This is a genomic window from Shimia sagamensis, from assembly GCF_900182745.1.
Classification (GTDB): domain Bacteria; phylum Pseudomonadota; class Alphaproteobacteria; order Rhodobacterales; family Rhodobacteraceae; genus Shimia; species Shimia sagamensis.
In genome coordinates, this window is sequence record NZ_FXTY01000006.1 from 171,786 (window position 1) to 194,470 (window position 22,685).

Consider the following 22,685-nt stretch of genomic DNA (forward strand, 5'->3'; position numbering starts at 1 on the left):
TAGCACCAATCTATTGGCCCTTGACCGCCCCCTGGTCGAGGGCTTTCCTTTTGGCGCAAGGTGCTTAACCACGCCCGATGTAAGGCATCTTGGTCGCCATCACTGTCATGAACTGCACATTGGCATTGAGCGGCATCTCGGCCATGTGCAACACCGAGCGCGCCGCATCCTGCACATCCATTGTCGGATTGGCGGGTTTGCCCTCAGCCTGCAATCGCGCGTTCAGATCTGCAACCATATCGGTCTCTGCATTGCCAATGTCGATCTGACCACAGGCAATATCATACGGCCGCCCGTCCAAAGACAACGTCCGTGTCAGCCCCGTCACCGCATGTTTTGTGAGCGTGTAACACACCGAGCCCTCACGTGGCACATGCGCGCTCAGTGACCCGTTGTTGATGATCCGCCCGCCCTGCGGCACCTGACGCCGCATCTGCGCATAAGCCAGCTTTGCCGCAATAAACATGCCACGCACGTTCACGTCTAGCACCTGATCAAACCCGCCAAGATCGATCTCATCAATCGATCCAGCCGGCCCAAACATACCGGCATTGTTGAACAATGCGTCCAGCCGCTCTGCCCGCGCCACAAACCGGGCAAAAGCACTCTCCATAGCCGCCGCATCGGTCACGTCCGCCACCAAAGGCACCGCGTTTACATGCTCATCCGCAATAGCTTGTAGCTTCTCTGCGCTGCGTGCCAACACGCCAACCCGCCAACCGGCTTCCAAAAACGCCACGGCGGTGGCCTTGCCAATCCCTTGGCTCGCGCCGGTCACAATGATGCTCTTCACGCATTTTCCTCCTGCGCCATCAACTCCAGCGGCGCTGGCGCCACCGTCAAATCACTCACGTCCAACGGCCCAGTGGGTTTTGCCAACCGGTTGCGCACCACCCAATAAAGCCGCTCACTCGCCCGCGTAATCGCCACATAGGCGAGCCGTTTCCACAACGGTTGCCCCGCTTCCGAGCGGTTCATCCGCGCCGCCACAAACAGGTCAGGCGCAAACACCTGCACGTTTTCCCACTGCGACCCCTGCGCCTTGTGAATGGTCACTGCCGCCCCATGCAGGAACGTCGCGCCCATACGTGCCGCATAAGGGATAAACGGCTCTTCCTCATCCGGCATCTCAATCTTCACAATCGACGCAGCAGACACGCGCGGATCTTCCGCGCCCATCACATGCAGCCGTGAGAATCCCGGCTTGCGCCCCGGCCCGAGGTAAATCACCTGCGCGCCTTTGATCAGGCCGCGCGCCTCCAGATCCAACCGCTTCTTGCGGTGTTTCATCGGCAGCTCAATCCCGTCACAGATCAGCGGCTCACCTTCCATCAACGCATCTTCCGGCGCGCCATGCACCTGCCGAAACGCATTGATCAGCCGGATACGCGTCGCATTGCGCCACACCAAAACCGGCGACCGCGCCATCAAATCAACTTCCACACGGCTCGCATAAACAACCCGATCATCTTTCTGAGCGGTCTGCGCAACCATGCTTTCAAAATCATGGAATTCCAGCTGCGGATCAGCCAGCGCATGGGCCAAATCCAAAATCGGATTGTCCGCATCTTGCCGGTGAATGCGCTCCAGATTGTACACCGCAGGCGCGGGCAGCTTATCAAACACCATCGCGCCCGACTGGTTCACCGGCGCCAATTGTGCTGGATCCCCAAACAGCACCAACGTGCTGAAAATCTCTTTCAAATCCTCAAACTGCTTGTCATCCAGCATCGAGCTTTCGTCGATAAACCCGATGTCCAACGGATCATCCCGCCGCTTCCAACCAGTGATAAAATCACTGCCCCGCAACCCAGCCGCCGCCAAAGCGCCGGGAATGGATTTGTGCAGCTGATAAAACGCATGTGCCCGATCCAGCGCCTCATCGGTCAGCCCCTCAATCTCCGGTTTCTCGCCTTTTTCAGCCAGCCACTCGGCGATCTTCTCATATTCCGGATCATACACCGGCGTGTAGATAATCCGGTGAATGGTGGTCGCAGGCACACCGCGCATCCGCAACACGCTTGCCGCTTTGTTGGTGGGGGCCAGAATGGCCAGCGTACGGTGGTCTTTCTTACGCTTGCCTTCATAGTCACCGGAGACAATGTCCACGCCCGCGCCTTCCAATGCTTTCACCATCTCCGCCAGCAACAAGGTTTTGCCCGACCCAGCCTTGCCGGTCACCGCGGCAATTGCCTGCTTGCCTTCGGTCGCAGGCGTCAACAGACCCTCGTCCAAATCCACCCCCAGCCCCTTGAGCAGGGCGGAGATATTGTCAAAGGCCTCGGCCTGATCGTGGCTGAATGTAACGGATGTGCTGCTCATGGCGCGACCCTATAATGGGCAGCGATTGGGGGCCAGCGGGTTTCGCTGAATTCGGCTGTGAATCAAGCTGCGGCCGCCGAGCATCGTCCTACCGCACAAGGAAGCCAGTTTCGAGCAATCAAGGCAAAACCTCCGGCCGTTGAGCCGGAGGCACTCATAGTTCTAGCGCGTCAACTTACTTCGCGTGGGCGTCCCAAGCATCCCGCAAGGCTTCGCCATCTGGATGCTGGCGAGAAAACAGCACATAGACTGGCGCAGAACGCACCTCGGCTGCCTTGTGAATGTCCCCCGCTGCATCACCGAGAACCTCTTTTAGAGACAACTCACCAACGACGCGATTTTCAATCAGTACATCTGCGCGACCAGAGTGCAGCATCTTCCAAGCACTTTCCGCTGAAGTCACGGTCCGCATGTCCATCCCGCGCTTTTGATATTCCGCTTCATACCAATACCCCGCATAGCCAATAACAGAGAGGCCCTGTGCTTGAATATCGTCAATTGAGGTCACATTCAGGCCGTCTGGGTACTTAGCGCGGCTGTAAAAAATCACATCTGTCTGTCCGTCCACAGGCACCTCTGGATAGTAGAACTCATCAACGCGCTCGTCTGTGCGTGACCAGGAAAATGTCGCGACATAGTCGCCTTTCTTCGTCATCTCGAAGGATCGCTTCCATGGCATGTACTCAAGCTCAATGTCATAGCCCGCTGACTTCATGACTTCGCGTACACGCTGAGTATGCAGGCCATTTTCCGGCAGCTCTGAGCCGATGTAAGGCGCCCATTCGCCCGCCGCAAAAGTAAGGGTCTCGGCCATAGAAGACGTTGCGGCTGCAACAGAAATTGCACACGCCGTAAGGGTGGTTTTGATGTTCATTTTGACACTCCGCTAAAAGACTAATCCAAAGGCCTAAGCGGGAGTTCTTTCTAAAAAATGAAATGATGAAACAAGAAATGATTTGAGTGACCAAAAGGTGAGGGCAAGACCCTGCGCGTAACATTGCGCCTAACATAGAACAGACAACTCAAGTGAAGCTATGAATACATCACGTGCCTATAAGCACGTCAAAAAAAGACCCCCGAAACCAAAAGGCTCCGGGGGCTGAGGAGGAAAACGGGGGAAACCGTTTGACCAATCCGTAAATGTTACTTGCTTGCGTCGATCACATCTTCCAGCGTGCGCAGGCCGGTTTTTGGCGCCTGCACCAGCACCGACATGTTGCCCGGCTTGTGTTCGTTGCGCAGCATCTTCATATGCGCGTCTGGCAGCTCCGCCCATGGGAACACCTCAGACATACAGGGGTCCAGACGTCGCTCCACCATCAGCTGGTTTGCGGCCGCAGCCTGCTTCAGATGGGCAAAGTGGGAGCCCTGCAGACGCTTCTGGTGCATCCACATGTAGCGCACGTCGAAGGTGCAGTTGAACCCAGACGTGCCGGCGCAGATCACAACCATGCCGCCTTTTTTCACCACAAGCGTAGACACCGGGAAAGTCGCCTGACCGGGGTGCTCAAACACCATATCCACGTTTATGCCTTTGCCGGTGATCTCCCAGATCGCCTTGCCAAACTTGCGCGCTTCTTTCAGCCAATCATTGTACTCTGGCGTGTTCACTGTCGGGAGTTGCCCCCAGCAGTTGAAATCATTGCGGTTGATCACACCTTTCGCGCCGAGCCCCATGACAAAGTCACGTTTGCTCTCGTCCGAAATCACGCCAATCGCGTTGGCACCGGCGGTGTTGATCAGCTGGATCGCGTAAGAGCCCAGCCCACCAGACGCGCCCCAAACCAGAACGTTCTGGCCCGGCTTCAGATCGTGTGGCTCGTGGCCAAACAGCATCCGATACGCGGTTGCCAGTGTCAGCGTGTAGCACGCGCTCTCTTCCCAGGTCAGGTGTTTTGGACGTGGCATCAACTGCTGCGCCTGCACACGGGTGAACTGAGAGAACGATCCGTCAGGGGTTTCATAACCCCAGATGCGCTGGCTGTCGGAGAACATCGGGTCACCGCCGTTGCAGTGCTCGTCGTCGCCGTCATCCTGGTTGCAGTGGATCACAACTTCGTCGCCCACTTTCCAGCGCTTCACCTTGTCACCAATGGCCCAAACGATGCCGGCCGCATCGGAACCTGCAATGTGGTACGGCTGCTTGTGCACGTCAAACATGGAGACCGGCACACCGAGGCCAGCCCAAACGCCATTGTAGTTCACGCCCGCGGCCATCACCAAAACCAGCACTTCGTGGCTGTCGAGCGTTGGCACATCGACAACTTCTTGAAGCATCGCCTTGTCGGGCTCACCCTGGCGGTCGCGGCGGATCGCCCATGCGTACATCTGCTTGGGCACATAGCCCATCGGGGGCAATTCACCCACTTCATAAAGATCTTTTTGTGGTGCGTCGTAGGTCGCAATGCCGTTGTCTGTATCCAGAGCCATTTTCGCCTCCTGATTGGTCGTTTCGCCGCGATGCAGAATCGCGTTCCTGCCACCGTGATATTGATGGAGGAGTAACATTGCAACCTTCATGGGTCCAATTTTGTAATTTAATAACCCAGCAACCGCAGCATCAATTGCTGCACTTGCACACTCACTCCACCAAATGCCTTATGGAGTTGGCGTAAAACCGCAAAATCTCTGCTTGATCTGTGTTGGCCGCAAAGGTTCCATTGCTTTCTGTCAGCACACGCCGACCCACCAGTGTTTTTAGCGCGCTCTCAATCGCCACATCCGGTGCATCCCGCATGAACTGGGCCCGCCCCTCCGGCAGCGCGGCCAAACGCGCCACAAAGTCTGCACCCACCTCTTCCCGCGTCAGCGGCCCCTGCGCGGTTTCAAAAACAACCGACATCAAGGGCACTGGCAAAATTGGCACAACCGCATTGATTTGCTTCATCAGCTTCAAACCCAGCGGTTTGGCCAGATCACCCTGCACATCCTTGGAAAACTCCGTCATCGAGACCGGCTCGCCAAATCGCACCGTAGCATTGCCAAACCGATGCACTTTGCCGCGCAGTCGCAACAGCAGTTGTCTGAAGAAAAATCCGACAATCACGCTGATCCGTGCGCGGAATCCTTTTCCGCCCTGCGCCGCTGAGTCCAACAGAATGCGATCTTCCAACACACGATCGTAATTGATCGCAACAGGCACAAAAACCACATCCCGCCCGTCTGGCTGATAAGCGTCGGTGATGTATTTGATCAACCCCAACTTCGGATCCTGCGGTGCCCCGTCAAGCGACAGACGCCCTTCTGGGAACATCGCCTGCGCCACTCCGGCTTCGGTTGCCAATCGCACATAAGCCGCCAGCACTCTGCGATAGAGGTCATTACGCGATTTGCGCCGGATAAAATATGCCCCCATCGCTCGGATCAACCGGCTCAGCGGCCAGACCCGCGCCCATTCACCCACGGCATATGACAGCGCAGAGCGCCGCGCCGCCAAATAAGTCACAAGCACGTAGTCCATGTTGCTCTTGTGATTGATCACATAAACAACCGTGCTTTCCTGCGGTATTGCGTCTAGCGCGGCCTCATCCACATGGGTCAGACGCACGCGGTAAAACGCCCGACTCAAAAACCGTGCAATCCGAATGGCGACGCCAAAATACATGGTTGCCGAAAACGACGGCACAATCTCGCCCGCATATCGTTTGGCCGTCTCAAAAGCGACGGCCTCCGGGATGCCCTCCTCCGCTGCGTGTTCAGAAACCGCCCGTGTCACATCCGGCTGATATATCAGTCGCTGGATCATATCGTGGCGTTGCGCCAGCTTGAACGGTTCAATGGGCCGTTCCAACCGGTCATTCACCCGTGCAACCACCCGCTCCATCCGCCGCCGGAAAAACCAGCGCACCGAGGGAAACAGCAAATGGCTGGCAGCTGTGATCACCGCAAACAGCAGGGTCAGTACAAACAGCCAAAGGGGGAGCTCAATTGTCGACGTCATAACACGACTCTGACAACAGCTCGCGCCAAGGACAATAGATTTCGCGCAACTCTACCTTGATGTGCCTTGATGGTGACGAGTGGCTTTCGCCGCAATGCAGCGAATTGACTTGCAAACGATGTTTCGCGTACATACGCTCAAACGAAAGATTGTTGCTAGGTCACTTCGAGACCCCCAGCAGAGGACAGAAGTATGTCGCAGACGCAGAAAAATCAGACCCTTGATAAGCCAACCAAGGATCGCCCCTGGTTGATTCGCACCTACGCTGGTCATTCCACCGCCAAAGCGTCCAACGCGCTCTACCGCTCCAATCTGGAAAAAGGCCAAACCGGCCTCTCTGTCGCCTTCGACCTGCCAACACAAACCGGCTATGACAGCGACCACATCCTTGCGCGTGGCGAAGTGGGCAAGGTGGGCGTGCCCGTCAGCCACCTCGGCGACATGCGCACGCTGTTTGATCAGATCCCGCTGGAGCAGATGAACACCTCCATGACAATCAACGCCACTGCCCCGTGGCTGCTGGCGCTGTATATCGCCACCGCAGAGGAGCAAGGCGCGGATGTCACCAAGTTGCAAGGCACGGTGCAAAACGACCTGATCAAAGAATACCTGAGCCGCGGTACCTATATCTGCCCGCCAGAACCCAGCCTGAAGATGATCGCGGATGTGGCGGAGTACTGCTACACCAATGTGCCCAAGTGGAACCCGATGAACGTCTGTTCCTACCACCTGCAAGAAGCGGGCGCGACGCCAGAGCAAGAACTGGCTTTTGCGCTGGCCACCGCCATCGCCGTGCTCGACGCGCTGAAACCCCGCGTGCCTGCCAAAGATTTCCCGGCCCTTGCAGGCCGCATCTCCTTTTTTGTGAACGCGGGCATCCGTTTTGTCACCGAGATGTGCAAGATGCGCGCCTTTGTGGACCTCTGGGACGAGATTCTTGTCGAGCGTTATGGTGTGACCGACCCCAAATTCCGCCGCTTCCGCTACGGTGTTCAGGTAAACTCGCTTGGCCTCACCGAACAGCAGCCAGAAAATAACGTCTACCGAATTTTGATCGAGATGCTCGCTGTCACCCTGTCCAAAAAGGCCCGTGCCCGTGCGGTACAATTGCCGGCTTGGAACGAAGCGCTGGGTTTGCCACGTCCATGGGATCAGCAATGGTCTATGCGTATGCAGCAAATCATGGCCTTTGAAACCGATCTTTTGGAATACGACGACTTGTTTGACGGAAACCCGGCTGTGGATTCCAAAGTCGAAGAATTAAAAGACGGCGCCCGCCGCGAGTTGGCCAATTTGGAAAGCATGGGTGGTGCGATTGGCGCGATTGATTATATGAAATCCCGCCTTGTCGACAGCAATGCAGAACGCTTGAACCGCATCGAGGCGGGTGAGACGATTGTTGTGGGTGTGAACAAGTTCCAAAAGGGCGAGCCCTCCCCTTTGATGACCGGAGACGGCGGTATCATGGTGGTGGATCCTGCTGTGGAGCAGGAACAAATCACCCGCCTGAACCAGTGGCGAAGCCAGCGTGACAATGCTGCAGTGGAAAAGGCTCTGGCCGACTTGCGCGCCGCCGCCAAAGGCGGCAAAAACGTCATGCCAGCGTCAATTGCTGCGGCCAAAGCTGGTGTCACCACAGGGGAGTGGGCCGCGCAGATGCGTGTTGTGCACGGTGAATACCGCGGTCCAACTGGCGTGTCTGGCGCACCGTCCAACAAAACTGAAGGGCTGGATGATTTGCGCGCCGCCGTGGATGCCGTGTCTGATAAACTTGGCCGACGACTTAAATTTGTCATCGGAAAACCGGGACTTGATGGTCACTCCAACGGCGCAGAGCAAATTGCCTTCCGTGCCCGGGATTGCGGCATGGACATCACCTATGACGGCATTCGCCTGACACCTGAAGAGATCGTGACCAAGGCGATCGAAGACGCCGCTCATGTGGTTGGCTTGTCGATTCTGTCTGGGTCGCACATTCCGCTGATTGACGACCTGATGCAGCGCATGCGCGACGCCGGTTTGGGGGACATTCCCGTCATTGTGGGGGGGATTATCCCGGATGACGACGCCGAGCGCCTACGCGCAATGGGCGTGGCCCGTGTTTACACCCCCAAAGACTTTGAGCTGAACACCATCATGGGCGACATCGTCACATTGGCGAATCCCAGCTCCGTAGCAGCCCAGTAGCGCGGGCCAGGGGCCGGCGAGCAGGGTTCAAATTTCGGAAAACGCAGATTTTGCGGGTACGGAAAACCTTACTCGCAATTTATGGTTGCAAAATTTGATGAACAACCCTCAAAAATAGTATTCCGCCTTGCGCTTCCCCAATAATCACTGCGAAAATCAAGCTTGCCCCCAATAGACGAGTGGATCTTCGGAATGAATTTGGAAGACATGAGCCGCGAAACCCTAATTGATCTGCGCGCGCAGATTGATATCCAACTGGAAAAGCGCGAGGCTCAACGCAAAACCGATGCGCTTAAAGCCATCGAAGAAGCAGCCGAAAAATACGGCTTCTCTTTAGAAGAACTGGCCAGTGTGACTGGCAAAAAACGCGGCAGCTTGATGAAAGGTGTGCCAAAATACGCGCACCCTGACGACAAAACCAAAACCTGGACCGGCAAAGGCCGTAAACCCAAATGGTTTGACGAAGCGCTGGCCGCAGGCATCACACCGGACGCCATGGAAATCTGAGCTGGTTTGAAAGATTCTAAACACAAAGCCGAAGCGCGTTGAGACACGTCGCTTCGGCTTTTGCTTTTGCCTGCAGATGTTTTTCAGATTTTCGACTTGTACCGCGATACAATTTTGAGCATCTGATTCACTCTTATATGTTTGCCCCAGCGGCAGACCTCCCCGCCCATAGAAAACAAAAAGGAATTGTCATGACCGTACATATTGGAGCTCAACCCGGAGACATCGCAGAAACCGTTCTTCTGCCCGGCGATCCTTACCGTGCGAAATGGGCGGCAGACACTTTTCTCACCGACGTTAAATTGGTGAACGAAGTGCGAGGCATGCTGGGCTTCACCGGTATGTGGAAAGGCAACCGCGTCACCATTCATGGCACCGGCATGGGCATGCCCTCCTTGTCGATCTACGTGAACGAGTTGATCAAGGACTACGGAGCCAAAACCCTGATCCGCATCGGCTCCTGTGGCGGTATGCAGGACAGCGTGAAAGTGCGCGACGTGATTGTCGCCATGACCGCCACCACACTCTCCACCCCGTCGCGTGGCATCTTCAAAGAGATGAATTTCGCGCCTTGCGCCGACTACAGCCTGCTGCGCGCCGCAGCTGACGCCGCTGAAGCCAAAGGCACAGCCACCCATGTCGGCGGCATCTACAGCTCCGACGTATTCTACGACGAGCGCCCAGACCTGACCGAACAGATGACCCGCCACGGCATTTTGGGTGTCGAGATGGAAGCTGCCGAGCTTTACAATCTTGCCGCCCGCCACGGTCGTCGCGCGCTGGCTGTTCTCACGGTGTCTGACCACCTGCTGACCGGCGAAGCTCTGCCGTCTGAGGACCGCGAGAAAACCTTTGGCGACATGGTGGAAATTGCGCTCGAAGCCGCTTTCGCCTGATCCGCAACACATCCCGTCAGGCGGCCGCGCACATCTTGCGACAGGCCGCCTGACATGCCACACACGCCCCTGACCGCTGCACCCGCAGCCACAAAGACAAGGGGCCCACCATGACACGTGTACTGCAAGCTCAACGCAAGGAACCGGTTTCCGGCGAAACCCGATCAGCGGTGGTGTTCCTGCACGGCTATGGCGCCAACGGTGCTGACCTGATGGGCCTGGCCGACCCGCTTGCTGAACACCTGCCAGACACCTTGTTCCTGTCACCGGACGCGCCAGAAGAAATCCCCGGCATGCCCATGGGCCGCCAATGGTTCCCAATCCCCTGGATCGACGGCTCTTCCGAAGAAGAAAGCGAACGCGGCATGATGGCTGCGGTCGAAGATCTCAACGCTTTCCTTGACGCCTTGATGGTCGACGAAGACCTGCTGCCCGAGCAGGTTGTGCTCTTAGGTTTCTCTCAAGGCACCATGATGAGCCTGCACGTGGCGCCCCGCCGCGAAGATGAGCTGGCGGGCATTGTGGCTTTCTCCGGCCGCCTGCTGCAACCCGACCTGCTCAAAGACGAAGCCGTTAGCAAGCCACCTATCTTGTTGATCCACGGGGATCAGGATGACGTTGTGCCACCACAATCCCTGCCTGAAGCCGCCGAAGCGTTGCAAGAGGCCGGCTTTAGCGACGTCTACGCCCACATTATGAAAGGCACTGCCCACGGCATCGCCCCGGATGGCTTGAGCGTGGCACTTGCCTTTATGCGCGACAAACTGGGCCTTTAAGGCCACGTGCCGCGCATTTTCGCGGCAATCAAAGAGCCTGTGGCGCAAAAGTGTTTTGCGCCACCTGCCTGCTGCGGTAGGAAAATATAAGATTTGATGTATTGGATTTTATTGTGTTGCACGCCATCAACCCCAAACCGTCTCTTTCTCGCCTGACCACTGGGCGCGCAAAACTCGCATGTTTTCTCTGCGCCACGGCGCTTGTGCCCGCGCAGACGGCCTTTGCCCAAAGCGTAAACCCGCTGGACAACGGCCCCACCCGCATCGGCTCCTTTGAAACCGGTAACATGTATGACGCTGGCACACTGGAGCTCAACGTTGGCGCCCGTCAAACCAGTCCAAGCGACCGCGCTGGCACAGGCAACCAAAACTATCACGGCGGCGGATCTTATGCCTTCACGGATCGTTTTACCCTTGGGCTAGAGCTGCAAAACTACATCGACCCGGTTGGCGGCCCCATCGACGGCTTTCCCGGCGTCGGCCCAGAACGCATTCCGCAACTGGAAACCAACCAAATTGCGCTGTGGGGCAAGTATCAACTCTACAAAGACGATCGTTGGGCCATTGCCGCGCTTGGCTCTGCTGAGGTTTTCACCAACATGCAGACCGATCTCTGGGGCAACTGGTTCCGCCCGCAGTCCAACGTTGCCATCGGCGCGTTGAAGATGCCAATCTCTTACACCGTCAATCCAAAGCTACAGGTGCACCTCACACCCGGCATCACCTTAGGTCCGGATGAGATCGACGGCGGTCAATTCTACGGCAACATGGTCACCATGGGCGCCGGCGTGTCATACAGGGCCCACCCACGACTGGCCCTGTTTGGTACCGTAGAATCTTCCGTGGGCAGTCCCAACACCATTGCCAGCAGCGGTGAATGGGTGACCGAGCCTGTCTGGACCGCCGGGGGGCGCTACAACGTCAGCCCGCGCATCGCCTTTGAAGGCTATGTCACCAACGGCTTTGGCATCTCACCTGCCACCAGCACTTGGGCCTTTTGGCCGGACGGCGACCACGTGATGGTTGGCGGCCGCTTGATATATACGCCAGGCGACAAACGAGACGAAAGCTACCGCACCCTGTCCCTGCCCGCGACACAGCCCCAACTCAATGCACAACAGGACGGCTTCACGTTGGGATCTGCTGCAACGCTGGAACCCGGCCTGATGCGCACCGACCTCTGGTATGGCAGCGACAACAACGCCGGTGCGTCGATCAATTTTAGCCCTGACCGCGACATCGAACTCCAGTTCATTTTTGAACAATTCTCAGACAACACCACCGCGGATGCCAATCTGGTGCCTACCACACATGTGCGCTACATGATTGGGCCTAAACTGCGCCTGATGGACCAGAACAACGGCAATCCGTTCTCTCTTGCCGGGCGAATGCTTTACGGCCGCCAGATCAGCTCCTCGTCTCAAAAAGTTGGTGTGTTCTTCACCGACCTGACCGCCAACTACAAAACCCGCAATGGTTTTTCGTTCACCGCAAGCCCAAAGGTTGCGGCATGGGGCAGCAAAGAGCTTGTTGGTTTTGGCATGGGGGTTGGTTACAACTTCGACAATGGCCTGGAGCTAATGGCGGAGGCCACGCCTATCGGCCGCGATGGCAGCGAAACCACTTGGGCCGCAGGCGCGCGGTATCACTTCGGTCAATCCGGCTTCTCCGTTGACGCACAAGCGACCAACGCCATTGGCCGTCACGGCATTGGCAGCATGATCGCGCAAGACGACACACGGTTTGCGCTGACGCTATCCAAAACCTTCGACATCTCTGGCGCAAAGTTCTGGTAATCACCCAACACAACTGCTGTAAGTTCCTTTCACCCCACCGCAAAAACCGGTGGGGTGATTGCGTATTGGGCATCTGGCGTCACATACCCGTCATCCCCCCAAGCCATGCTGCACATGCCACATCACAAATGCCGCTAACGCATATTGTGAGGCTTGTCAGAATGAGACCACGAGATATAGTGGATATAGGCCTCGTGCCACTGCGGCACGAACGCAGCGAGGGAGCACCCTTATGGACGGCGATTTTAGGACAGAATTCACGCGACATCCGGGCGGACTGAAGCATCATCCGGCATTGGTGCTCAATGCAGATTACCGCCCCCTCTCCTACTACCCGCTGTCGCTGTGGCCTTGGCAGGACGCGATCAAAGCCGCTTACATGGATCGGGTCGACATCGTGGCCGAATACGACCATGTGGTGCGCAGCCCCTCTACAGAGATACGAGTCCCTTCCGTTGTAGTGCTCAAAGACTATGTAAAACTGAAAAAGCGCGTGGCCTTCACGCGCTTTAATCTTTTTCTGCGGGACGGGTTTAGTTGCCAGTATTGTGGCTCGCGTGGCGACCTGACATTTGATCACGTCATCCCGCGCGCCGCTGGTGGGATCACCAGCTGGGAAAACGTGGTTGCAGCCTGCTCCCCCTGCAACCTCAAGAAAGGCTCCAAAAGCCTGCGCCAGATCGGCATGAGCCTGCGCAAACCGCCACGCCAACCGGGCTCCGAAGAATTGCGCAACATAGGTCGCAAATTCCCGCCCAATTTCCTGCACGAAAGCTGGATGGATTATCTCTATTGGGACGCGGAACTGGACGCCTGACACATCGCGTGAAAACCGTTAACGCGCCTCAGAGCCAAAAAATGTGAACCTCCGCAAAACAGTCGGGATACCGACGCAATACCGACGCGGTTTTCTACAGGTTAACCGCCCAATCCATGGCTCCTGTCGTAACCGTTGATCGAAGGCGACCTCCAGCCTTCCAAGGCGCCCTCTTCAGGCGCAAACACCTCAACCAAAAGCGGGTAACACGCCGCTGTGTCCGAGCTGTGCTCACTGGAACAATCGCCCCCCGGACAGGCGCTTAACGCCCCCAAAAGATCAATCTCAGCAAAGAACTCCAGATAGTCCCCCGGCCTTACCGGACTGGCTTTCATGAAGTATTGCCCGGTGTCTCGTGTGAAGCCTGTGCACATAAAAACATTAAGAACATCATGCACATAGGGCTCTGCCTCGTGCGGCGGCATGCCCGTGTGTGCCGCCAAAGCGCGCGTCAGATTGGAGTGGCAGCAGTAGTGGTACTGATCCCCACTCAAAAGGTTACCAGTATAGGGATCGCAACGCGTCCCAATGACGTCATGCACCGACCCACCATAGCCATCAATACCGTACCAGCCCAAAGTATCGTGCACGATGGTCGCCATGGGCCGCAAGGTTGGCAAGCAGGTCCACATCCGCTCCCCCGAGGTAATGTGGGTGCCGTGCAAAGCCCTTGTTTTACCTGAGAAAAATCGCTCCCTCAGGTCTTTTGAATTCCACAGATTCAGGTCTCCAACCTGCGGTCCTTCCACTGACGAAATCCGAAAAAACTGTCCCGCAGGTACCTCAAAACACCGCGCATCCCGCGCCGGTATCAGCACCTCATCGATCTTTCGAGCGGTCTCACGCGCCGCCTGATACAACGCCACTGGCGCCTCTGGCAGCGTCTCATTGGGATAGCAGATCACCGGCTTGATTGCACGGCGGTCATCTGCATCGGCGGGGGGCAAAGGCATGTCTGTCATACCCCGATCCTGCCCCCGACCTACACGCTCTTGCAATGCAAAAATCGTGTTATTTCACAGTGATGGTAATCACCTCAGACACAACCGGTGGGTTATGTGGCACATGAAATTCGTCCCCCAAAACCAGCTGCAACGTGTGTGTCCCCGCAGGCAGATCCAACGTTACCTCGGTCTGACCACCGCCAAAATGCTTGTGATTGTCATCGGTTGGCACGCCATTCTCCATCAATTCCGCATCCTCAGCGCCCTCACCAAGCGGCGGGCGGTTGATAAAAATGTGATGGTGTCCAGTATTCTCTTTCTCTGTTCCAGCAGGCGCAACCCCCATGCCAGACAGACCAAAGTTCACCACAAACGGTGCTTCTACGGAATCGCCGTCACTGAGATTTATGAAGTAGACCGTCGCTCCATCAGGCGACGACGTGTCCCCTGCAAAAACCTGAGAACTCAGCATAATTGCCAAAGCAGCTACAAATTTCTTCATCACGTTTCCTCCGAACTCATTAACAATACTCAGAGGATAACACACATCCCTTAGCTATCTAAACGCTCCGCCCTGCAGCCCGCCCGGAGAAGATACACCCGCCGAGAAACGTACCTTCCAGGGCGTTGTACCCATGGTACCCGCCACCGCCAAAGCCCGCGACCTCTCCCGCGGCAAACAGCCCCTCAAACGCACTGCCATCCGGCCGCAACACTTGCCCGGTGACATCTGTGTGCAGCCCACCCAAAGACTTCCGCGTCAGAATGTTCAACCGCACCGCAATCAACGGCCCGTTTTTCGGATCCAGAATGTGGTGTGGCTTCGCCGTACGGATCAACCGATCTCCACGATAGTTGCGTGCCCCACGAATGGCCGTCACTTGCGCATCCTTGCAATATTCATTGTCAATCTGCGCATCCCGCGCCGTGATCTGAGATCGAATTTTCTCAATATTCACAGGTACATCTGGTGTGACGTTATTCATTCCGGCAACCAACTCCTCCAACGAGTTGGCCACCACAAAATCCTCACCGTGCTCTTTGAACGCCTCAACAGGCCCCGGCGCACCTTTGTTCATCACACGTCTCTTTAGCACCTCTGACCACTTGCCAGAGGTCAGGTCGGGGTTCTGCTCAGAGCCAGATAAGGCAAACTCTTTCTCGATGATCTTCTGGGTCAGGATGAACCAGCTATGCTCATGCCCGGTCGACAAAATTCGCTTCAGAGTGCCAAGGCTGTCAAACCCCGGTAAATACGGCGCTTCCATGCGCTCCCCTAAAGCATCAAACCACATCGAGCTTGGTCCCGGCAAAATGCGAATGCCATGATTGGGCCAAATCGGATCCCAATTCGCCAGCCCTTCGGTGTAGTGCCACATCCGATCGCCATTGATGATTCCAGCCCCGGCCCCTTCGGCCACCCGCTGCATCTGACCATCCACATAATCCGGCACACCGGCCACCATGCGCTCAGGTGCTTTGCCCAGCCTGTCTTCCGGCCAATAGCCCCGCACCATGTCATGATCGCCGCCAATCCCCCCGGAGGTGATCACCACCGCCTCCGCGCGATGTTCGAAGTCGCCAACAACCTCTCTGGACGTGGATTGCCCACGATCCGCAGAGTCATCAGACAACACCTGCCCTCGCACACCTTTTACAACGCCGTTTTCCACAATTAAATCAGCGACCTTATGCCGAAACGCCAATTCAACTTTCCCACCGGACACATGCTCCCGTACCAGCCTTTCAAATGGCGACACAACGCCCGGCCCCGTGCCCCAGGTGATGTGAAACCGCGGCACCGAGTTGCCATGCCCATGCGCCATCTCACCACCGCGCTCAGCCCAGCCCACAATCGGGAACCAGCGCATGCCGATACTTTGTAGCCATGCGCGCATCTCACCCGAAGCAAACTCCAGATAAGCTTCCGCCACCTTGCGTGGATTGGCATCCTCTGGTCGGTCAAACTGTGCAGAGCCCATCCAATCGGCTCGAGCCAACTCCGGGCTGTCTTTGATGCCCATGCGCCGCTGCTCCGGCGTATCCACCATAAACAACCCGCCCAGCGACCAAAACGCCTGCCCGCCCAGGCTCTGTTCGCCTTCCTGGTCCAGCAGCAACACCTTGCGCCCCCGGCCTGCCGCTTCGTTGGCCGCCACAAGCCCAGCCAAGCCGCCGCCTACGATGATCACATCGGTCATGGCACATCCTCCCCTGTTTCAGGAAAGGCTAGCCGCAGGCCTACCAATCCAACAAGCCAGACCTAACGTCAGCACTGTCCAGCAAACAAAAAAGCGCCCCGAAACCTCGGAGCGCTGATCGTCATTTGTATGTGTGGCTTACGCGGCTTTCACATACTCATAGTAAGTTTCGCTAGACGGTTTCACCTCTGCGATACGCGGTGGTTGGGTGTAGTAGCCGTAGGCTTGTTCCAAGACTTCCTGCGCGCGGGTGGCAAAATCTTCAGGGCTCTCGTTTTTAGACGCGGACATTGGGGTGCTCCATGTAAATCCGGTGTCCTCCCTCGCCCGCCAATTTAGGTCAGATAACGCGCGCGTAAACCGACGATCCCGCAACGACGCTATGCAAAAATTGCAAATGTATGCGGTGAGATACATCTTATTCCAAAGGAAAAGCCCGCCTGAAACAGACGGGCTTTCCAAGTCTCTGACGCGTCGTCTTAAACGTGACGCTCGATCAACATCTTCTTGATCTCGCCAATCGCCTTTGCCGGGTTCAATCCCTTTGGACAAGTTTTGGCACAGTTCATGATTGTGTGGCAGCGGTACAGCTTGAACGAATCTTCCAGCTCGTCCAGACGCTCACCAGTCGCCTCATCACGGCTGTCGATGATCCAGCGATAGGCATGCAATAGCGCTGCAGGGCCGAGGTATTTGTCGCCATTCCACCAGTAGCTTGGGCAAGATGTGGAGCAGGACGCACACATCACACACTCATACAGACCATCAAGCTTCTTGCGGTCTTCAATCGACTGGCGCCACTCTTTGGCCGGACGGTTGGTCTTGGTTTCCAGCCACGGCATAATCGACGCGTGCTGCGCGTAGAAATGCGTCAGGTCCGGGATCAGGTCTTTCACCACTGACATATGCGGCAGCGGGTAGATCTTCACATCACCTTTGACCTCATCGAGACCATAGATACAGGCAAGCGTGTTGATCCCATCTACGTTCATCGCGCAGGAGCCACAGATGCCTTCGCGGCAAGAACGGCGAAAGGTCAGCGTTGGATCAATCTCGTTTTTGATCTTGATCAGCGCATCCAGGATCATCGGACCACATTTGTCCATATCGAGGAAATATGTGTCAATCTGCGGGTTTTTACCGTCGTCCGGGTTCCAGCGGTAAATCTGAAACTTGCGCACGTTGGTCGCACCTTCTGGCTTGGGCCAGGTCTTGCCGGTCACAATCCGACTGTTCTTGGGGAGGGCAAATTCGACCATGGTCTTTCCTTCCTATACGTGGGCGCGCGCGATGCGCTTACCTTCGTTCTGTTCAGGCCTTCTGTGATGGCATCGGACCATCTGCAAAAAGCGTTTGATTGTTCTTAATCAGCTCGGCCACTTGTTTGCGGGCGGGCTGCGCGAGCGCCAATTGGTTCAGCTGGCGCATAAACTCTAGGGCCCCGGGGTTGAGGCTTTGATTGGACCGCCCAGCGAGCGGTTCCAACGTATCGATCTCGGCATCTGACAGCCCTGCAAATTGCAACAACTGACGACCTGGACGGTCCAGTGTGGTCTCGTCCTCAAGCGCGAACACACGCACGCGCTTTGGACCAACCAGATCTTCCATTTCGGACTGCACCGCGTCCCAATCCCGGCTGCGCGCAGTTTCCTGAAGGAAATCCTCCAGCGTGCCAGCATAGCTGTCTGACTTCACGGCCTGATTATGCACACTGCGCTTCCAGCTCTGCATATTGCGCGTGTACAGCACGTAGTCGGGCTCAAACGGGGCCAAATGCTCCTCAAACAAGCGGAGGATCTCAGACAGCCGCGGGAAGGCTTCCCGTACATCAGACCGCCCCATCATCGCGCCACAGATGTTCTCGTGGCTGATGATGCAAACACGATCATCACCTTCCAACTCCGCACGCACTTGCTGAAGTAGCGCAACCAAATCTGTTTCATGTTTGGCTGGGCGCATGCTGAACAGAGTACAAGTCCGGCCCAACTCCCGCGTCAGCGAGCCTTTGGATGGCACCCGAATATCTAGACGGGCTGCCAAAGCGTCAAGATTGCGCGACAAAAAGCGATGCAGCGACGTTGATCCCGTCTTCTGCGCCCCAATATGCACGATCACACGGCGTGACGACATCAGATGCCCCCCCGCAGCACAACGTGCAGATCATATGTCCCGCATGTTACCGGCAATAGCGGCTCCCACCATGCATGACGCCCGCACTCTTGGGACATCCGGTTGCGAGATCGATCTGCTTTTGTGCCTGATACTGAGGATCAGCAAGTTTGTTGCAAGTCATCTTATACTTGATGCCACGCCCAATGGAGGCACCGCCAACACCAGCGCCCATCAACAGCCAGAACTCAGATGCGGTCCCGTACGAGGCAATTGTTGCGGCCGTGACAAGGGTCCCCACAATCAAATGCGCGTTGCCTTTGCGATGGCATTGCGCCACCAGCTCTTTGCTCGCCACATTTGTCGCAGATAGCGCAGCACTGAACTGCACGTCGTAGGTGTCGTTCAAACAGTCGTTGATTTTCTGGACACCGACTTCCGTCCCGCCAGTGGCGACCAAAACCGTCGGAACCTTCTTGTTCACCGCAACAAGATAACTGCCTGGCGCGTGGGTTCTGGACATGCAGGATTGCACCTGTTCAACAACAACCGAGGTCTCAGCCGAAACCTGCGTCGCCAAACCGGCAACAACCATACAAAATCCAAAACCCAACGGTTTCATCAGAACGTCCGTGCCTTCGGTGCGATCTTCTTCAGGCTGATACCGCCTTCATCTTCTGTGGTCAGAGGATCTTTGATCACAGGACGATAGGTCAGGTCCACCTTGTTGCCATCTACACGGCTCACAGTGTGCACACGCCAGTTTTTGTCGTCCCGGTCCGAGTAGTCCTCATGTGCGTGCGCACCACGGCTTTCTTTACGGGCTTCCGCGCCGTGGATTGTCGCCAACGCGTTTGGCATCAGGTTGGTCAGTTCCAGCGTTTCCATCAGATCGCTGTTCCATACGAGAGATGTGTCCGTCACGTGCAGATCATCGATCTTCGCCGCGATGTCAGTCATCTTCTCAACGCCTTCTTTCAGCGTCTTGTCGGTCCGGAACACAGCTGCATCCGCCTGCATGGTGCGCTGCATTTCCAGACGCAGTTCCGCTGTTGGCGCGCCACCTTTGGCGTTGCGTACATTGTCAAAACGATCAAACGCGGCGTCAACCGACGCCTGGTTCAGAACTGGATTTGACGCGTCCGCATCTACAACCTTGCCGGCGCGAATAGCCGACGCGCGGCCAAACACCACAAGGTCGATCAGCGAGTTGGAGCCAAGACGGTTCGCGCCATGTACAGAGGCACAGCCCGCTTCACCCACAGCCATCAGACCCGGCACAACAGCGGTTGGATCTTCGGCAGATGGGTTCAAAACTTCCCCCCAATAGTTGGTTGGAATACCACCCATGTTGTAGTGAACTGTTGGCAGAACCGGGATCGGCTCTTTGTTCACATCCACACCCGCAAAAATTTTCGCAGATTCAGAGATCCCTGGCAGACGCTCCGCCAACGCTTCGGCCGGCAAGTGGTTGAGGTTCAAATGGATATGATCACCGTTCTCCCCCACACCGCGCCCTTCACGGATCTCCATTGTCATGGAGCGGGACACGTAATCCCGAGGTGCGAGGTCTTTATACTGAGGCGCATAGCGCTCCATAAAGCGTTCGCCTTCGGAGTTGGTCAGATAGCCACCCTCGCCACGCGCACCCTCGGTGATCAGACAGCCAGAACCGTAGATACCCGTGGGGTGGAACTGCACAAATTCCATATCTTGCATTGGCAGACCCGCACGGGCCACCATACCACCGCCATCACCGGTACAGGTGTGCGCAGAGGTTGCAGAGAAATAGGCGCGGCCATAGCCACCGGTCGCCAGCACAACCATCTTCGCGTTGAAGACATGCATGGTGCCATCATCCAGCTTCCAACAGACCACACCCTGACACTGACCGTCCTCAGACATAATCAGATCAAGCGCGAAATACTCGATGTAGAATTCGGCGTTGTTCTTGACCGACTGGCCATAGAGCGTGTGCAGGATCGCATGACCGGTCCGGTCCGCTGCCGCACAGGTGCGCTGCACAGCAGGGCCTTCGCCAAACTCAGTGGTGTGGCCACCAAACGGACGCTGGTAAATCTTGCCTTCTTCGGTCCGGGAGAATGGCACACCGTAGTGCTCCAGCTCGTACACCGCTTTGGGCGCTTCACGGGCGAGGTATTCCATCGCATCCGTATCGCCCAGCCAGTCAGAGCCTTTCACAGTGTCATACATATGCCACTGCCAGTTGTCCGGGCCCATGTTGGACAGGGACGCCGCGATACCGCCCTGCGCCGCAACGGTGTGCGAGCGGGTAGGGAAAACTTTGGTCACACAGGCAGTGCGCAGGCCTTGTTCAGCCATGCCCAGCGTCGCGCGCAGACCAGCGCCGCCGGCGCCAATAACCACGACATCATATTCGTGGGTTTCATATTCATATGCTGCAGTCATCTTTTTAGATCCTTACGCGCGGGGTCACAGGGCAAGCTTAACAAGCGCAAATAGGCTTGCCGCGATCAGTGCAAAGCAAAACGCTTTGTTTGCCACCAGCAGCAGTTTGCCAGCCGTGCCATGCACGTAGTCTTCGATGGCTTCCTGCGCTTCGTTCATCAGGTGGATCAGCCCCACAACCAGGCCAAGACCGGTCACGATTGCTGGGAAGGGACGGCTGAAGTAGGAAATCACCTCTTCATAAGAACCACCAAGGCCACACCCTATGGTGAAAATGAAAAGCGGTGCCAAAACACCCATGATCACCGAGCGCACCATCATCTGCCAATGGGCTGCTGTGCCGTTGCGGCCGGAGCCAAGGCCCACTGCGCGTTTGCGGTCAGTCAGATATCGCATCGTGTTTCTCCTTATACCGCAATCACAGTGATGATGGTCAGCACAGTTGCGCCGACAAACATGCCTAGCCCCATACGCTCGGACGTTTTTACATCCATGCAATAGCCCAGGTCCCAGATCACGTGTCGCAGACGGCCAAGTGTGTGATACCACAGGCCCCAGGTCGCAGCAGTGAGCAGAAGTCCACCAAACCAGCTGCGCATAAAGCCATCAATGCCAGCGAAAGCACTCTCAGAGGTTGCTGCGGCCACAAGCCACCACACAACAAAGAGGGCCACACCCAGCAAGCCGATGCCACTGATGCGAACCATGATAGACGACGCTGAGGTCATCTGCGGACGGTAAATACTCAAATGAGGCGAAAGCGGGCGGTTGCCCCGATTGACATCGGCCATATTGGCTCCTTTCAGGTTAGCTGAAATCGTTTTACCGCTTTTTTGCACCTTGTCACGGTTTCAATACCCTAAATGTCATGGTTTTTTCGTGCAATGCCACGGATTTTTCACTTTTGTGATCACACTTTTTTATATGTGATCACACTTACCCTCGAAAGCCTTTTTGTCGGGAAAAATTGTCTCAAGCATAACAAAATCTCAACCAGCACACTTCCATAGGATGTTTGCGCTCACAGATTGACGCGCCAGAATACCCTTACCGCAGCTCCGAGAGTTGCTGAGACACCTCACGCATCAGTTTTTGTCGAATCCTTTTGGGGTATTCTTCAAAACCATTTGCGGTCACGACAAACGCACCCGGCCCTGTGATCACATTTTCCCAATAGTAGCCCGTGAGATCATTTTCTTCAGTTTCGATGACCAGCCCATTCACCGTCACGCCCATCCACTCAAGACGCTTTCTTCCTATTTCCGGCAGCACGCCTTCATTTGAGGGCCCATCGCCTGATACATCCAAAACCATCCGGCGACAGCCTGGCCCTGCCGCCAGTTCCACTGCCGCCCGTGACAATGCATCTCCTATCGCTGTCGAATACCTACGCCAGCCGCGCGGCGCGACGTCTACCGCAACGGCCAAAGCCTCTGCTTCCACTCCGTTGCGCACCCGCATCCACGGCACCGACATCACCTGCCGATCCGCGCCGGTCCACTGCATCACAGCCACCGCAGCCTCAGCCTTGATCAACGCCTCAACAACAACGCCATCCCGCAATCCCGCCGCAAGCCCCCTCATTTGAATGTCGTATTCGGTGGCATCCACACTGCCGGACACATCAACCGCCAACAAAAGCGCAAGATCACAGGCACAGGCCATAGGTGCCTGACCACAAAGAAAAAGTAAGAGAGAAAGACGCAGGATCATATCGTCACTTTAACGCAGGTGCCGAAAAAAAACCTCTCACGTCCTTG

22 protein-coding genes are annotated in these 22,685 nt (G+C 56.4%); 6 read left to right on the forward strand and 16 right to left on the reverse strand.

The window, feature by feature from the left end; all coding sequences use genetic code 11:
* Positions 1-64: 64 nt before the first annotated feature.
* The 5 genes from QOL67_RS16185 to QOL67_RS16205 form a co-directional block, all read right to left on the reverse strand.
* Complete coding sequence (locus QOL67_RS16185; RefSeq protein WP_283427016.1) at positions 65-793, reverse strand: SDR family oxidoreductase; 729 nt, start codon at positions 791-793, stop codon at positions 65-67.
* Positions 790-2,322: an ATP-dependent DNA helicase gene (locus QOL67_RS16190; protein ID WP_283427017.1), complete on the reverse strand. Its 1,533-nt coding sequence runs from the start codon at positions 2,320-2,322 to the stop codon at positions 790-792. Before QOL67_RS16190 ends, QOL67_RS16185 begins: the two co-directional genes overlap by 4 nt.
* Positions 2,323-2,497: 175 nt before the next feature.
* The gene (locus QOL67_RS16195; protein WP_283427018.1) at positions 2,498-3,196 is read right to left on the reverse strand and encodes a substrate-binding periplasmic protein; all 699 of its coding nucleotides are present in this window, start codon (positions 3,194-3,196) and stop codon (positions 2,498-2,500) included.
* A gap of 269 nt (positions 3,197-3,465) precedes the next feature.
* Positions 3,466-4,752 carry a crotonyl-CoA carboxylase/reductase gene (ccrA, locus tag QOL67_RS16200; RefSeq protein WP_283427019.1) on the reverse strand — a complete coding sequence of 429 codons (1,287 nt, stop codon included), beginning with the start codon at positions 4,750-4,752 and terminating at the stop codon, positions 3,466-3,468.
* A gap of 151 nt (positions 4,753-4,903) precedes the next feature.
* Complete coding sequence (locus QOL67_RS16205; protein ID WP_283427020.1) at positions 4,904-6,262, reverse strand: 1-acyl-sn-glycerol-3-phosphate acyltransferase; 1,359 nt, start codon at positions 6,260-6,262, stop codon at positions 4,904-4,906.
* Positions 6,263-6,454: 192 nt separating this feature from the next.
* Between QOL67_RS16205 and QOL67_RS16210 the strand changes: the two genes are divergently transcribed.
* The 6 genes from QOL67_RS16210 to QOL67_RS16235 all read left to right on the forward strand — a co-directional run bounded on the left by QOL67_RS16210 (position 6,455) and on the right by QOL67_RS16235 (position 13,241).
* A complete protein-coding gene (locus tag QOL67_RS16210) occupies positions 6,455-8,449 on the forward strand; it encodes a protein meaA (RefSeq protein WP_283427021.1) in 1,995 nt (664 codons plus the stop codon).
* Between the two features lie 192 nt (positions 8,450-8,641).
* Entirely contained in the window at positions 8,642-8,956 is a 315-nt protein-coding gene (locus QOL67_RS16215; protein WP_283427022.1) for an H-NS histone family protein, read from the forward strand.
* Between the two features lie 191 nt (positions 8,957-9,147).
* A complete protein-coding gene (deoD, locus tag QOL67_RS16220) occupies positions 9,148-9,852 on the forward strand; it encodes a purine-nucleoside phosphorylase (RefSeq protein WP_283427023.1) in 705 nt (234 codons plus the stop codon).
* A gap of 110 nt (positions 9,853-9,962) precedes the next feature.
* Positions 9,963-10,628 carry an alpha/beta hydrolase gene (locus QOL67_RS16225; RefSeq protein ID WP_283427024.1) on the forward strand — a complete coding sequence of 222 codons (666 nt, stop codon included), beginning with the start codon at positions 9,963-9,965 and terminating at the stop codon, positions 10,626-10,628.
* A gap of 101 nt (positions 10,629-10,729) precedes the next feature.
* Positions 10,730-12,424, forward strand: a complete 1,695-nt coding sequence (locus tag QOL67_RS16230) for a hypothetical protein (protein ID WP_283427025.1) — start codon at positions 10,730-10,732, stop codon at positions 12,422-12,424.
* A 232-nt stretch (positions 12,425-12,656) separates the two neighbouring features.
* Entirely contained in the window at positions 12,657-13,241 is a 585-nt protein-coding gene (locus QOL67_RS16235; protein ID WP_283427026.1) for an HNH endonuclease, read from the forward strand.
* Positions 13,242-13,342: 101 nt separating this feature from the next.
* On the opposite strand, the gene QOL67_RS16240 is transcribed toward QOL67_RS16235, so the two are convergent.
* The 11 genes from QOL67_RS16240 to QOL67_RS16290 all read right to left on the reverse strand — a co-directional run bounded on the left by QOL67_RS16240 (position 13,343) and on the right by QOL67_RS16290 (position 22,638).
* Positions 13,343-14,203, reverse strand: a complete 861-nt coding sequence (locus QOL67_RS16240; RefSeq protein WP_283427027.1) for an urea carboxylase-associated family protein — start codon at positions 14,201-14,203, stop codon at positions 13,343-13,345.
* Between the two features lie 49 nt (positions 14,204-14,252).
* Entirely contained in the window at positions 14,253-14,687 is a 435-nt protein-coding gene (locus QOL67_RS16245; protein ID WP_283427028.1) for a DUF4399 domain-containing protein, read from the reverse strand.
* A gap of 58 nt (positions 14,688-14,745) precedes the next feature.
* A complete protein-coding gene (locus QOL67_RS16250; RefSeq protein ID WP_283427029.1) occupies positions 14,746-16,386 on the reverse strand; it encodes an FAD-binding dehydrogenase in 1,641 nt (546 codons plus the stop codon).
* Positions 16,387-16,524: 138 nt separating this feature from the next.
* A complete protein-coding gene (locus tag QOL67_RS16255) occupies positions 16,525-16,677 on the reverse strand; it encodes a hypothetical protein (protein ID WP_283427030.1) in 153 nt (50 codons plus the stop codon).
* 188 nt (positions 16,678-16,865) lie between these two features.
* Positions 16,866-17,645, reverse strand: a complete 780-nt coding sequence (locus QOL67_RS16260) for a succinate dehydrogenase iron-sulfur subunit (protein WP_283427031.1) — start codon at positions 17,643-17,645, stop codon at positions 16,866-16,868.
* Between the two features lie 52 nt (positions 17,646-17,697).
* The gene (locus QOL67_RS16265; protein ID WP_283427032.1) at positions 17,698-18,516 is read right to left on the reverse strand and encodes a hypothetical protein; all 819 of its coding nucleotides are present in this window, start codon (positions 18,514-18,516) and stop codon (positions 17,698-17,700) included.
* A 46-nt stretch (positions 18,517-18,562) separates the two neighbouring features.
* On the reverse strand, positions 18,563-19,117 hold the full coding sequence (locus tag QOL67_RS16270) for a hypothetical protein (RefSeq protein WP_283427033.1): 555 nt from the start codon (positions 19,115-19,117) through the stop codon (positions 18,563-18,565).
* Positions 19,117-20,925, reverse strand: coding sequence for a succinate dehydrogenase flavoprotein subunit (gene sdhA / locus QOL67_RS16275; RefSeq protein WP_283427034.1), 1,809 nt, complete (start codon positions 20,923-20,925; stop codon positions 19,117-19,119). The genes QOL67_RS16270 and sdhA overlap by 1 nt, the downstream gene beginning before the upstream one ends.
* Before the next feature lie 24 nt (positions 20,926-20,949).
* Positions 20,950-21,321, reverse strand: a complete 372-nt coding sequence (gene sdhD, locus QOL67_RS16280) for a succinate dehydrogenase, hydrophobic membrane anchor protein (RefSeq protein ID WP_283427035.1) — start codon at positions 21,319-21,321, stop codon at positions 20,950-20,952.
* Positions 21,322-21,332: 11 nt separating this feature from the next.
* The gene (sdhC, locus tag QOL67_RS16285) at positions 21,333-21,716 is read right to left on the reverse strand and encodes a succinate dehydrogenase, cytochrome b556 subunit (protein WP_283427036.1); all 384 of its coding nucleotides are present in this window, start codon (positions 21,714-21,716) and stop codon (positions 21,333-21,335) included.
* Between the two features lie 256 nt (positions 21,717-21,972).
* Entirely contained in the window at positions 21,973-22,638 is a 666-nt protein-coding gene (locus tag QOL67_RS16290) for a DUF1194 domain-containing protein (RefSeq protein ID WP_283427037.1), read from the reverse strand.
* Between the last annotated feature and the right edge of the window lie 47 nt (positions 22,639-22,685).